Below are 14,532 nucleotides of genomic sequence, written 5' to 3' on the forward strand. Positions count from 1 at the left end.
TCTAGATGATGGTCATTAAAACAAAAAAAGGCACATAATTCCCTTAGCCAATATCATCTAATTCAGCCGTTTTCCTGCTTAGTAAAGACGGCCTATCTAGCCAAATCAATGCCCCGACCAGTACCGCCCCTAACAGCATAATAGATGCAGAGAGGTATAGACCAAGATTATAATTGCCAGACCATGCAACCAGTTGCCCAGTCAGTGCCGGTGCAACCATTTGTGCGCCGCCGTAAGCAACGGTCATCTTGCCCATAAATTTTGCCGGGTTTGACGGGAAAAAATGCCCCGCCATGGTAAGCACTAAACTCACACACGCCACAAACGAGCCGCCAAACAACATCGCGCTAATACCAATGGTGATCAGATTTTCTGTGGTAGCGGGTAAAGCGATACTTATAATTTGCACAATATACGCCAGCAACAAGGATTTTAGATAACCGAGTTTGCGCGCTATTCTGTCCCAAATAAGCACCGCCGGGGTAGCGGCTAAGCCCAGCACAATAAATACGTGCTGACCATGGCCTTTGAGGGTAGGCAGTCCCTCGACAATATCAACAATAAAGGTGGCACTGACCACATACCCATAACCGGCGCAACAATAAGCAACGATTAATACATAGGTAAACAGCCGGGTAGGCGGCTTATCCACAGGCGTTTTATCCGCGCCTTCAATGGCCTTAATGGCGGGATGAGGCATCCAACACCACGCAGGTATGGCAAATAAGCCTCCCATTAGCGCCAAATAAAGCCATTGATTGTACCAGCTCACGGAAAGCTGCATCAGCCCTTCAACCAACACCGCGGCGAGGAAGATACTTATTCCAATACCGGAGAAATGGATCCCCAGTTCAGCACGCTTATTATGATTAACCAGCCATTTTAATATTAAACCTGATGCAATAATAAAACCTGCCGAGGTACAGATCCCCGAAACATACCGAAGCACAGCCCAGACAACCACATTGGTGGTCAATGCCATGGCCGCGGTGGTTAAAACAGCTAGCACCAGGTACCAGCGATACAAGTTATATTTATGGTTGAGGTTATTTAAATTGGCGACTAACAGCACTCCGGTTAAATAGCCGAAGTAATTCACCGCAGCTAACCAGCCTCCTCCGATTTCGGACAGCCCGGCCTGACTTTGCATAATTGGCAATAACGACGTGTAGGAAAAACGGGCAACGCCGGCGGTCACGATCATGCTGCAGATCCCAGCAAAGTAAACCTTGGTTTTTGTAAGACTCACGGTACGTCTTCTCTATACAAGAATGATGGAGTGAGTATAAATAGCTTTTAATTTCTATAAAAACGAATATTAATGAACAAATACTTCAGTAATGGCGAACAAAGTGAAATTGCTTAGCCTGAAAACCTTAAACGCCGTGGTGGACGAGAAGGCATTAAAGGCACTTCTACCGTTTTGCATAGGTGCCTTCAAATATTTCCATGCGTATTCATAAGCGGGAAGAAGAGCTAAACCTCAAATTGTTTAAACTGAATGGCCGTCAGTTAGAAATCACCCCGCCCGGCAGGCAGTTGTATGAATACGCCCGACAAATCCTACAACTTGAACAACAAGCACGTAGTCGAGAATGTATCCAGGCTGACTAACCTATATTCCCACCCAAACCGAAGGTCATTCATACGTTTTATTATCTCTAATACGTAAATATAGCGCTTTTTTAAATTACATAGCCCTTTTTCAGTGGTAATTCACACTCTGTGTGAATATTATTCACTCCAATAATACGCCTTGGAGCGATAACGTGAGTTTTTGGTACAAAAAATTCCCCCAATATCCCGAAAATCATCGCGACCACTGGCGAGTGGTACTGGTATTTCATTGTTTGCTTATTGCCACGTTTGTGCCGACTATCATTAGCCTTATAAACGTGTTTGTTTTCGCCGATAGTACACTGGCGCTGCTGGATTTTAGCGTGGCGCTAATCAGCTTAGGCGCCTATTTTTGGTTTCGACACTCAGCCAACATTCAATTTGCTTCGGTGTTGCTCTCTTGTCTTGTCACCTTTATGGTGTCGTTTTTTATCTTTATAGCAAAAGGGCAAGCCCACTCCATCGCTTGGGCCTTAGTGGTACCACCAATAACGTTTTTTCTGGTAGGACGTTTCTGGGGAGCGGTATGCGCCATTGTCGTGTTTAGCACCAGCGCTTACGTGGTTTACCATCAAATCGGTATACCCTTACAACATACCCCCGGATACGGTTCATTACTTAACGTGATCGAAGCTTCTTTGTTGATCATATTGCTCTTTCGGTTTTACGAACGCACGCAATCTCAAGCCTATAAGCAGCTTGAAGAGCACAATTTACTGGTAAGTGAGTTAGCCGAAACCGATCGTTTGACCGGGCTGTATAACCGAGAAAAATTCGATCAGGAATTATTAACTAGTTGCGATCCAGACAAACAAACTACCCCAACCAGTTTATTGCTGCTGGATGTGGATCACTTTAAGAAGATCAACGATTCCTATGGCCACTTAAAAGGTGACGAGGTACTTAAAGCCCTTGCCGAGAAATTACGCCGCATCGTGCGCACCACCGATATTGTTGCCCGCTGGGGTGGCGAAGAGTTTGCCATCCTGTTACCCGGTACAGAGAAAGCATTAGCGCTATCTTTGGCCGAGCGTATACGTAATGAAGTGAATGGCAGCTTAACTGCCGGGATCAGCGTCAGTATTAGTATTGGGTTGGTGAGCTCGTCCATCGCAACCAATTCAGAAATGCTACTGCAACAAGCAGACAACGCGCTATATCAAGCAAAGGCAAACGGGCGAAACCGGGTTATTGCAGCGTAACGTCAACCGGGTGACGTATTAACTGTATGCCGAATAGGTGGTGTTAGGATCCTGAAAGACCACTTCCTTATAACCCTTTAACGGTTGGGTAGGCGAAGATTTTCTTGAGTTATCCACCACGCTTTCCGCTGTTTTTATTTCACCATTGTCCACATCTAACCCGCCAATAGCACCGGTATCCTCGTTATAAAGATCCAAATTATTGATTTGATCCACCGCTTGCTGAGCAAACGCATCTTTAAATTCCTGCTCAGAAGCAAATGAGGTTTTACCCTGATAATTTAAATATGCCAAAGCATTGTCAACGGTGGCATTACCCGTGGCTAGCATTTTTTCATCCGTTAAAAATTGCATCACATCTTTAATACCTTCACCTCCATGAGAAACGATATCCTGATGCATAAAGCGCACGGCTAAATAGCCTTTAGCATAGTGTTCACTGGTATTGTTCCATTGATCAAAAAATGAGGTATCTTGGGCGAACTTAGTAACATCCTGTTCATCGTAGCCGTCTCGCAGATCACCATCCACCGCCGAGAGTTGATATAGCACCCGTTCATCGGCACCATGAATTAATTCAGCAGAGCCTTCTTTAAACCACTCGCCCAAGGAATCCATATCCATGGTTTGCCCCATGATGGCATGGGTCATTTCATGGGCAATGGTTCTGTCGCCGTAAAAAGGTTTATAGGCGCCATTTTCATCCTGTCCCTGGGGGAAGCTTGAAGTGACAATGGTAAGCACCTGCTCGGTGGCGCGACTTAATTCATCATCCTGATTGGGAAAGTAACTTACCGCGGCCAAATACCCCACGTTGGGATCATCATTAAACAGTACGGTTAAGGTATTGTCGCCGTCGGCCTTTAGCCCATAATATTTTTCCACCATGCGCTCAGATTCAGATAACCAGTTTGTTTTGAGTTGCTCTAGGGTATACACCTTGTCCTGATAGCGTCGATCCCAGCTGGAAAACACATTTTCATCGGTGGTGGTGTCGTCAGTATTTGGGTCGGCAGGGGCTTTGCCTTCTTGTTGCTCTTTAATTTTGGCGCGAGCCGACGGGCTTAACGTCACCGTATCGTCCTTCGATACAGTGTTTTGCCCTTCTTTATTTGGCCCACGGCTACTTGATTGCGATGTGTCAGGTAGCATTGATGGCGAGTCTGAATAAGAAGTAACAATATTTCTTTGAATATTCATCGCTAATTCCCCCATTTCAATAACCCTATATCGGCAATGTGCTTACTTTTTACACGCAACAAAGTGTAAATTTTTATTAAAGATTTGAATTCGACTCGCCTGGTATCACCGCCAAAGAGGACTGACGAATAAGCTCAACGTTCGGTTTTTCTCGGCAAAAAACCTTTGCACGTAAATATTGTTCTTTGCGTCCCAAACATCTGTTTGATTATCGACTAGTGGTTGATGGTCTAGCAGAAAAAACGTTTATTACCGCCTTTTGACGGCCTCGATCTGAAATCCAACACATGATACGTTATATCATATGAGCACCTATTCGTTATCCCACTTAATCAATAAGCCCGCGATGTTGAAATACACAGCCGTGCTTATGCTCGTGGCTGTAATAGGGACCAGTTTTTTATACGAATGGCATGATGCATCCCACATTCTAAAAAAGGATAATCACTGTGCGTTATGCCTGTCTTTTGATGATTTTGATAACCTTTTACCGTTTTCATTTCCAAATACCTTAGCAATACCTCTTGCTGACATCCCCGTTAACTTTGTGGCTAATCGCTACCTTCCCTTGTCTATACGAACTTCGGGAAATCGCGATCCTCCCCTGCCCAATTAGTTTTATTTCCTCGCTGTTGTTTTAAAAAACTCTTCACCGCGTAAATGAAGAGATGGTGTTTTATATTTATTCAAGAGAAAAACTTAATGAAAACAAGAAAGTCTCCCCTGTTACTTGCTGTATTGGCCACGTTGACTTCCCATGCCCAAGCCAGTGATAAAGAGCTTCAAAAAGACGAGCAAGATGTGGAAAACATTGTCATCACCGCATCACCTTTAAACCGAACGGTGCTTGAATCTGCCACACCTGTTTCTATATTAAGTGGCGAAGAGTTAGACCAACACCAAGCCGCAACCTTGGGCGATACCTTAGCCAATGTGCCTGGTGTACATAGTACCTATTATGGTCCCGTAGCAAGTAGCCCCATTATCCGTGGCTTAGATGGCCCACGTATCAAGGTAGTACAAAATGGGTTAGATGCCTCTGATGCATCCCGCGTTGGCCCTGATCACCAGGTCGCGACGGAAACTTCAACCGCTAGCCAAATTGAAGTACTTAGAGGCCCTGCGACCTTGCTGTACGGCAGCGGCGCTATTGGTGGTGTGGTCAATGTGGTGGATAACCGTTTGCCTGCAGAAAATCAGGATGGCTTTTCTGGCGAAGTGTTCGCCCAGTATGACAACGTCGCCGACGCAAAAACCGTGTCTACGGATTTAAACATGGGCTCCGGGGACTTTGTTTTTCATATCGATGGTTATAACCGCAAAACAGACGATTATAAAATTCCTGTGCCAGCGGACGTCAATGAATCCGGTGGCAGCACCACACTAGATAACTCTGCCGTCAGTGCGCATGGCTATAATTTAGGGGGTGGCTGGATCACCGATGATACCCGTGTGGCATTATCGTATGGCCGCATGGATTCTGAGTATGGTCTGCCAGTGGAAGAAGATGCTTATATCAAGCTAAAACAAGATCGTTACCAAAGTATCATCGACTGGAACAACCTGCCCGGCTTCTTTGAAAATGTGCATTTCCAAAATGGCTATACAGATTACGAACATTCCGAAATTGAAGATGATGAAGTAGGCACAACCTTTACTAATGAATCCTTTGAATCCCGTTTATGGGCCGATCACGAAGCAGTGAATGGTTGGAAAGGGGTTGTCGGTCTTCACTATAATTACAGTGATGCCTCTGCTCTGGGTGAAGAGGCCTTTACTCCGCCAACCAAAACCAATTCTATTGCCACCTTTGTTATGGAAGAGCGCCAGGTAGGTAACCTGCTATGGCAAGTCGGCGGCCGGTTAGAAACCTTAAACCTTAAAGTGGATGATGATTTTTACAGTGATCTAGACAGTAGCATTGAATTTGACGATAAAGACTATACTTCGGTGTCTGCGTCGGCCGGTGTGGTTTGGTCATTAGATGAGAACAATTCACTGGCTTTTAATTACGCCTATTCACAACGGGCCCCTTCCGCATCAGAGCTATTCTCCTACGGCCCACACATAGGCTCGCAAACCTATGAAATTGGTGGCAACTTTACGATTGATGAAAACGATGGCGTATATACCGTAAGTCAGGCTGCTAGTGATTTAGATAAAGAAGTCTCCAACAATGTGGATCTGACTTATCGCTATAACGATGACTTTTTGAGCGCCACTGTGAGCCTGTTCTACAACGAGGTGAGTGACTATATCTTTGAGCAACGCACCGGTCTGGTCTATTTCGGCGGCGATCTGGTTACTGAAGATAGCTATGACACGTACGTTGATCTCTATGGCGAAACTGACGAAGAAAGCGATGGTTTGGATGTTATCAACTTCGAACAACAAGATGCCACCCTATATGGTTTCGAAGCGCAGGTAGACATGCATCTGACAAAAGAATTACGCTGGGAAGTGTTTAGCGATTATACCCGCGCTAAACTAGATGCAGGGGGTAATGTACCTCGTATGCCCCCTTTGCGAATTGGTAGTTCTTTGCATTATGAGCAAGGCGCATGGCACAGCGAAGTGGAATTTGTGCGTAATAATAAGCAAGATAAAATTGCCGATTACGAAACGCAAACCGATGGCTATAACATGGTGTCGGCATCTGTTAACTACTATCTTGGCTTAGATAATATGGATATGACATTCTACCTGGAAGGGAAAAACTTAGGTGATGTAGAAGGCCGTGTGCATTCTTCTTACGTAAAAGACGAAGTCCCCCTACCAGGACGTTCTGTTAGCATTGGTGTCAGAGCCGCTTTCTAATAACCCGGAGAGATTTACTCTTTCGTCCATATAAAAATAAAGGTAACGCCAGCTAGCGCCGACGTTACCTTTTTTTGGTTCTGCTATTTAGCAAGCACAGTTTGATAAAACGCTTCTAAATCTTTATGCAGTGTCACTAAGGCTTCTGGGTTTAAATACAACATGTGACCAGAAGGATAGTAAGCGATTTGCAGATTCTTCTGACGTGATTCAGGTAACTGCATATGCGCTAAATCGTATTCCGTAGCATGAAACGGCGTGGCCAAATCATAATAGCCATTGGCAGAAAAGACATGCAGATACGGGTTGATACGCATGGCATTGCCTAAGTCATCCACCACAAAAGGAACTTGCGATTTACGATTGCTATTCGGCAATTTATGACTCCAATCCCAATTCCGGAAGGCTTGTAAGCTAAACACACGATACGGTTCATCGGCATGATAGTTTAACGATGTGGTTAGATAATCATTAAACATTGCAACAAATGCTGGCGAAGGCGCGGTATCAGAGGCGTCGGTATCCGGGCGCTCACCAATACTGTTTTTATCGATGCTGGTGAAGCGACCATCATAACGCCCCACGGTCATTTCTTCATCGCGCAACAACTCTTTTCTAAATTGAGATTGACCAACCCGTAGATTAGCGTGTTCTAAATACTTCACACTCAGGCCGGTAAATTGATGCAAGCGTTCTGCAACCTGTTGTTGTTCCTGGGCAGATAAATTTTGGCCTTGGGCTAACGCACGGGCATAGTCACCCTCGGCAAACTCACGGACATCGTTCAAAAACGGCTCTAATTGTGCCGGTTTGTTAGGCAACTTATCATGATAGTAAGCGATTGATGCAAAGGTGGGTAACAGACCAACAAATTCCCGATCTAACCCCGGAGCATCGGCGGCGTAGTTTAAAATACTGGAGATCAGTACAACCCCGTTCATGGCCATGCCGCTTTCCTGAAGCTTGTTAGCCAGAGCTGGAGCGCGAATGGTGCCATACGATTCACCCATCAAAAATTTAGGCGAATTCCAGCGTTCATTCACCGTCACATAACGGGTAATAAAGCGGGCAAAACCATCCACGTCTTGATCAACACCCCAGAATTTCTTAGCAACATCAGGTGCATCGCCTTTACCTTTATCTTTATCGCTATCTTGTTCACTCAGCGCCCGGGTTAAGCCGGTGTCAAAAGCATCGATAAAGACTAAGTCTGTGGAATCGAGCAAGGTATATTGGTTATCCAATAAGGTATAGGGCGCGGTAGGTGTCGGCGCAGCATTGGTGGTTTTTACACGTTTAGGCCCAAACGAGCCCATGTGTAACCACAACGACGAAGATCCCGGTCCACCGTTAAAAATAAAGGTAACCGGACGAGATTTTTTATCATCGGATTTTTTCGTATAAGCCACATAAAATACGCTTGCTGACGGCTTGTTGTCATCGTCTTTTATGATCAAGTTGCCCGCGGTTGCGGAATATTTAAAGGTTTTACCGTTTAATTTTATTTGGTGCTGGGTAACAACCTGTTTGTCAGTGGCTTCCTGTATTTTTTGTATTGTCGTTTTCGCAGAATCGGAAGCAGCAAGAACATTGGCAGTAGTAAAAGACAGCATACTGGCACAAAGCAAGGGAACTAATATTCGTTTTCCCATAAGTGAACTCCATTAGTTAAACACGAATAAAACCTACCACGATCTGCATCGACAAAAACGCCTAATCCCCTGAACTATATGAAAAAAAAGCTAAGTGACCAATTTAAAATAGATAAAAATGAACGGCTGCGATAACTGGCTTTTAGGTAAGATAAACGCCCTGCCTCTCGCTTTAATGAAAAGGGTTAAAAAGGGTTAAAAAAGCGCACTCAGACTCTTAAACCTGTCTAAGTAAGTATGGGTTAATTTATGACTTAATAACGTTAAGTCTTTACTTGGCGTGTCAATGGCCGTGGCCACAGCTACAGGCAGTTGGGCAGGTGTAACGCCCCTTGGCATATGAGGGAGCTCCCATGTATCCATGTAGTTAATTTGTTTTTCCGATGACGATAAGAGGGCAACCCGTGGAACACTAAACGACATCGCGGTAATTAAACCATGTAAGCTACTTCCGCAGTAGCAAGATCCATTGCGAATTAGGCTTATTGCATCGAAAATATTACCGTCCACATGGATACTGTAAGTAATCTTGTCATCTAACAATGAGACGATGCTATCAATGCCGTCTAGCTTACTGTCACCTTTTTGTTCGATTCCGTTAGTAATAAATACAATAGGTAAATCAAGGGTTAGACTGGTTTCTGACAAACCTTTGGCATAAGCGGCTTCTTTACCTTTTAGTTCCTCTTGGGCTAATTGAACAACAAGGTAGCCATTGATATAGTTTTCAATAATCTGTTTCGTGACATATGACGATTTATTTTCTAACTCAGCAACAGAGATATAAGATGACATAACAGTGGTTAAATCAGGCGCTAATTGCAGCCCTTGACAACCCACACGCTGCAATTGAATTTGCGAGAATTTATCTCTAACAGAAAGGCTACAGGTTTCGCTAAGCATGATCGCGAACTATTCAATAGGAAAGTGTTTGTCGCTTAGTACAAGAGCATTTTGCTCGTCCACAAAACTAAGTGAAATCTAAAGCCCAGCAAAAGTACAAACTATTGACTTTGTGCAAAGCCAATTACACGAGTTGACGAGTCGATGAACATGAGATTATCCTTCAAAAAATCATAACCTAATGTTAAGAAACATGGTGACGCATAATATTCTTGAAGAATCAAGTATATTTTCACTTTAGCTGTTACCCAGGAAAACTTTAGTAAGCTATCATCTAAAACTGAACCTAAAACTCTCTCGTTGTATCCAGAAGACGGGAATGTTAATAGAGCTTTGGGCAATTTCCTCAACCTTTTTTCACTCAAAATAGCTCTTGATGAAAGAGAGGTGAATTTTGCTCCCGAATCTAGACAAACATTTTTACCGCTAAAAATGTAGCTACCAATCTTAAAGTCAGAGACGAAGAATATCTTGCTGCCGTCAACAAAGAACGGCGTTATCATGATATCGTCGCTGACCCCAAATTCTGTTTTGCCACTACTCAGTATTTTGTCCAAGCCGACAACCAAAAGACTACTACTTACCTCACGACCAATGTAATTTAACACATTTCCACTCTCATGAGCCGTATGATAAGCTCCGGTATCAATTAGATAACCGTTACTATTATAGAAGCCTTCAGCACCTACTTCGATATTATCAACACTAACATCCTGCGAACTCTTAATATAAGGAGTTACATAAGTAGCAATATCGTTCCTTTCTAAAAAATAAATTGAATTATAATCAAAATCTTTATCGAGTTGACCTTGTGCTCTCAAGTTATTTAAGAATGTACTTCTGCAGTAATTAGTTAATATGTGGTTTTCTTCGCATAATTTACAATGCGTAAAAGTATTATTAGAACTTGCGAACTCTCCTTGAAGAGAGGATAAAGTTGCATTATGAATACATGAATCATTGAAAAGCTTTAAGCCATCAATATTGGAATATGCTAGCGAGCTATAAAAAGGCGTTTCAACTAGTTTCTTCCCGTCAGACTCCTTGAAAACACTTACTCCAAAATATGCATCTAAACCACTGCAAAATTCTTCCTCACTTGCATTTTCCTTTGCTTTCTGAAGATCATAACTTGCCAAATAGAAGGCTCGTACACTTGGGCTATTATTGTGAGTTTTCTTCATCAACCCGGAACGTGATAATTCACTGGGAAAAACTGGTCTATCGAAATAAAAAAAATCGTCCTTGCGAGCTTCAGAAAGACAAAGCATTCCCTTATGGACTAAATACTCGTTATCTTGAAGTGGAACGTCAACTTTGTTTTTAATTAAAAAAACATGTAATATTTCGTGAAAGATAAATTCGAAAGCCTTGGGAAAATACTCCTCAACGTTTAGATTATCATCCACAGGATAATAGAAATCCAACGAGGGGTTCTCGAGCTTTGTAAAACCGGAAACCTCTAAAGACTTTTTGGAGGAAAAATGAATACCCAATCGATAGGAAAACTTAGCATTAAACACATTAAGACGACTTATTTCTTCACCAATAGCCTTTAACTTACTGTAATTTATACTTGCAACATTATAAAACTCTGGCTCCACAAAGAATGATATCTCACTTATACCATCAGTGATTTTAACTATTTCAAAGTCATCACTTTTCTTTTCACTCTCGTTACCAACACTTTCCACTAAATTATAATTTGAGCTATACTCAATGAGTTCACCTTTTTTTTCCACCGTGTACAAAATTCGACCTGCCGAAATATTCACATCGTTGAAAGAACAGGCTCCAACCAGAATTGATAAAAATAGAATTATAAAAAATCTATAATAATTCACCATAATTCTTGTCTATTGACCTTTTACTTAATAAATTCCTTACGAATAAAATACATGCGGGAGCCATTTTCCCGCACATATTAAAGAGACTAGTTTTACCTATGGAATATCTCTATCGTTCTCAAATTTATCAACATATCCCCATGATGTAGAGGAAACCAACGTATCATAATGAATATTTTGAACTTGAATTTGAGTTGTTTGATGACCTGTAGTGTGAGTGTCAAAATCATACTTCAAAGAATCTGCCACATCCAAATAGCTTTCCAACCAATTTTTAACTGATTGAGCACTAGAAGACGTCAATCTTACATCGGAGCCTACAACTTCAACATTAGCAACCTTTGTTGCTAGAAGTGAGCCCGACGAGAAAATTTTTAAAGTAATTTTATTGTCTTTAACAGTTGTCACATTGGTACCGTCCAAAATTCTTATTTTAAACTCACGCGGATCCCAGTCAGAAAATTCTTGGTATGAAATAACACCTGTTTCAGCAAGGTACGGCATCAAAGGTTTTAAAACAGACGCCCAACCAAAGGTACCATTAACTTCACCTTTTATTGAACAATCTTTACTAGACCCTGTCTCACATTGACCTTCAATATGGTATGAGCCTTTTTGTAGCACAACCCGAAAGCAAAAGTGGAAAAGAGAGGAAAGAAGTCATTAAGATATTCTTGAATTTCATTGTTCATCCTTAAAAAATGTTTTTGCAAATGGAAATACAAGAAATTGAAAAATAATTACATTGACACTGTAAATCCATTTACGTGTCCACCAATACGGTGGACGAAAATAATCACTTAAATCACACATTGTTGTCAAGTACTATGGCGTTGTTTATCAAATAATCTCATGAGGGCCTATATTCATCTGGCTTGCACGCTATTTCGGAATGTCTTGACTTCCAGGCATACCTAGCCCAATCACCTTGTTTAGCACTTTCACTCCCGCTAGTACTTCTGCGACTTGCGCATTGTGACAACGCAGAGTTAACCGATTGCCAGTCAGCGTTTTGTATCGGTACATCGCCGTCTTAGACAAAGAACGCTGATGATAGCCGGACTCTAGCTTTCACTGCGGTAGATTACCTGCCTTGAGAGCGTCTACTGCTTGATTGCGAATATGACCTTTCTCCCAGTAACCGGCATTTTGTCTCGGGGGGAATACTGGCAATAGCGTGCTTCTTCTTCACCAGTTGACGAAACGCTTTGGTGTCATATGCGCCATCGGCACTCACTTGTCTTATTTTCCTGCGCAATGGATTGAGTAAGGCAGGCAACACCTGATTATCGCCCACGCTTTCCAAGCTCATTTGTGCGGCAATAATATCGTGCGTATCACTGTCTACGGCCAAGTGTAGCTTACGCCATCGCCGCCGCTTTTCTCGTCCATGCTTATAGGCATGCCATTCGCCTTCTCCATTGATTTTCAGACCGGTGGCATCCACTACAACGTGAGCGATTTTCCCCGATGAGTGGCGTTTATAGGTCACCTCAACCGTCTTTGCGCGTTTGCCTAAGCAGCTATAGCTAGGTGAATGACAAGGCAGCTGCATCAAATCGAATATCGAATTGAGAAAGCCTTGCGTATCCCGAAGTGGTAGAGAAAATACTGCTTTTATCATCAGGGCGGTTTCTATCGCGGTATCAGAAAAGTGAAAGCCACGACCTCGTCTACCCCACTGTCGAACAGCTTTATCGTCTATCTAAAATGTCACCGAACCGCTGTTCACCAATGTGCGACTGTACGATGACCAATTTGATGTCTTGTTTCTCGCCTTTCCCATACATCACCAGTGCTGCTTGTTTGGCGATCTGATAGTGGAACTTCTCTAGAGTTCAACTTAGGAAACAACACCCCATATATGTCGCAAGCACGTTGTCTAAAATCAGAACAAGGATATACAATTTATACTTCAGCCAATGCCTTATTTATTATTTTGCTTTACGTGAGAGACCTAACCACTATTACTTCCTGCAGCGAGGAAGATTAATGTACAAACTTTATTATTCCAAATTGAAGTTATGTACAAACTTTTTATTCAGTGTACAAACTTTATTATGCGAAAACAATCAAACAAACTGCCCTGCAGCCCAGCCGCTACTCCATGCCCACTGAAAGTTATAGCCACCTAACCAGCCGGTGACATCCACCACTTCACCAATAAAGAACAAGCCTTCTTCTTTTTTGCTCATCATGGTTTTGGACGACAGTTCGTCGGTATCCACGCCACCTAAGGTCACTTCTGCAGTGCGATAGCCTTCGGTGCCGTTGGGCTTAACCTGCCAGTCTGACAATTGCTTATCGATGGTTTCTATTTCGGCAGGGGTGAGGCGTTTCACCGGCTCATTGCGCCATTGATGTAATTGGATAAAAGCTTGTACCAAACGCTTGGGATAATATTTAGCTAGCACGGTGGATAATTGCACATCGGGGGTGGTGTTTTGCGCCTCGGTTAAATAATCGATAGCCGATCCTGTGGGCTGCATATCTATGTGTAGGGTATCCCCTGGCTCCCAATAAGAAGACACCTGTAACATGGACGGGCCGCTCAAGCCGCGGTGGGTAAACAACATGGCTTCGCGAAAAGCAGTATCGTTACATGATGCACTGGTGTCGATGGCAATGCCGCTTAAGCCTTCCAGCGCCTTTTTATCGTTTTCATGCAAGGTAAAGGGCACAAGCCCGGCGCGGGTTGGCAAAACATTTAGCCCAAATTGTTCGGCCACCTGATAGCCAAAAGGAGTGGCGCCAATTTTTGGCATGCTCAACCCACCGGTGGCAATAACCAGCGATTCGCATTGATACACACCTAAGGACGTATGTACCGTAAACACGTGGTTTACTTTCTCGATATGGCTGATTTCACAGCGAGTCTGGATGGTCACCCCGGCTTTACTGCACTCACTGGTAAGCAAATTAACAATGTCTGACGCACTGTTATCACAAAACAGTTGGCCTAAAGTTTTTTCATGGTAGGCAATGCCGTATTCGGCCACCAGTGAAATAAAATCCCACTGGGTGTATCGACTGAGTGCGGATTTACAAAAATGAGGATTCGTCGAGATAAAATTTTCGGGGCTGGCATACATGTTAGTGAAATTACAGCGTCCGCCACCGGACATGAGTATTTTTCTGCCAACTTTCTTGCCGTGATCCAACACTTCAACCGAGCGTCCCCGTTTCCCAGCTTCGGCAGCACAGAACAGTCCAGCCGCACCGGCACCGATGACAACCACGTCTTTTTGAATCACACCCTTCCCCTTGCACCTATAAAGCGCGAATTATAGAGGG

Annotated in this window: 10 protein-coding genes and 1 pseudogene; 3 read left to right on the top strand and 8 right to left on the bottom strand. The window is 43.2% G+C overall.

The features are described from left to right. Positions 1 to 43 precede the first annotated feature (43 nt). Positions 44 to 1,249 carry a YbfB/YjiJ family MFS transporter gene (locus V5298_RS01540; RefSeq protein ID WP_332929702.1) on the bottom strand — a complete coding sequence of 402 codons (1,206 nt, stop codon included), beginning with the start codon at positions 1,247 to 1,249 and terminating at the stop codon, positions 44 to 46. A gap of 200 nt (positions 1,250 to 1,449) precedes the next feature. Between V5298_RS01540 and V5298_RS01545 the strand changes: the two genes are divergently transcribed. Beyond that, positions 1,450 to 1,614 carry a hypothetical protein gene (locus V5298_RS01545; protein WP_332929703.1) on the top strand — a complete coding sequence of 55 codons (165 nt, stop codon included), beginning with the start codon at positions 1,450 to 1,452 and terminating at the stop codon, positions 1,612 to 1,614. Positions 1,615 to 1,769: 155 nt separating this feature from the next. Next, positions 1,770 to 2,819: a diguanylate cyclase gene (locus tag V5298_RS01550; protein ID WP_332929704.1), complete on the top strand. Its 1,050-nt coding sequence runs from the start codon at positions 1,770 to 1,772 to the stop codon at positions 2,817 to 2,819. Positions 2,820 to 2,837: 18 nt separating this feature from the next. Here the strand turns inward: V5298_RS01550 and V5298_RS01555 are convergent, their stop codons facing one another. Further along, complete coding sequence (locus V5298_RS01555) at positions 2,838 to 4,019, bottom strand: flagellinolysin (protein ID WP_332929705.1); 1,182 nt, start codon at positions 4,017 to 4,019, stop codon at positions 2,838 to 2,840. 702 nt (positions 4,020 to 4,721) lie between these two features. Between V5298_RS01555 and V5298_RS01560 the strand changes: the two genes are divergently transcribed. Further along, the gene (locus V5298_RS01560) at positions 4,722 to 6,836 is read left to right on the top strand and encodes a TonB-dependent receptor (RefSeq protein WP_332929706.1); all 2,115 of its coding nucleotides are present in this window, start codon (positions 4,722 to 4,724) and stop codon (positions 6,834 to 6,836) included. A gap of 83 nt (positions 6,837 to 6,919) precedes the next feature. On the opposite strand, the gene V5298_RS01565 is transcribed toward V5298_RS01560, so the two are convergent. From V5298_RS01565 to V5298_RS01590, 6 genes and pseudogenes are all read right to left on the bottom strand, one after another. After that, positions 6,920 to 8,488 carry a S10 family peptidase gene (locus V5298_RS01565; protein ID WP_332929707.1) on the bottom strand — a complete coding sequence of 523 codons (1,569 nt, stop codon included), beginning with the start codon at positions 8,486 to 8,488 and terminating at the stop codon, positions 6,920 to 6,922. 195 nt (positions 8,489 to 8,683) lie between these two features. After that, positions 8,684 to 9,391, bottom strand: a complete 708-nt coding sequence (locus tag V5298_RS01570; protein ID WP_332929708.1) for a polysaccharide pyruvyl transferase family protein — start codon at positions 9,389 to 9,391, stop codon at positions 8,684 to 8,686. A 101-nt stretch (positions 9,392 to 9,492) separates the two neighbouring features. Next, entirely contained in the window at positions 9,493 to 11,238 is a 1,746-nt protein-coding gene (locus V5298_RS01575) for a hypothetical protein (RefSeq protein WP_332929709.1), read from the bottom strand. Positions 11,239 to 11,334: 96 nt separating this feature from the next. Beyond that, positions 11,335 to 11,862, bottom strand: coding sequence for a hypothetical protein (locus tag V5298_RS01580; protein ID WP_332929710.1), 528 nt, complete (start codon positions 11,860 to 11,862; stop codon positions 11,335 to 11,337). A gap of 258 nt (positions 11,863 to 12,120) precedes the next feature. Then, a pseudogene (locus tag V5298_RS01585) lies at positions 12,121 to 13,024 on the bottom strand (IS5 family transposase). A 286-nt stretch (positions 13,025 to 13,310) separates the two neighbouring features. Then, positions 13,311 to 14,492, bottom strand: coding sequence for an NAD(P)/FAD-dependent oxidoreductase (locus V5298_RS01590; protein ID WP_332929711.1), 1,182 nt, complete (start codon positions 14,490 to 14,492; stop codon positions 13,311 to 13,313). Between the last annotated feature and the right edge of the window lie 40 nt (positions 14,493 to 14,532).

The organism is Alteromonas sp. 14N.309.X.WAT.G.H12 (genome assembly GCF_036697315.1).
GTDB lineage: Bacteria > Pseudomonadota > Gammaproteobacteria > Enterobacterales > Alteromonadaceae > Alteromonas.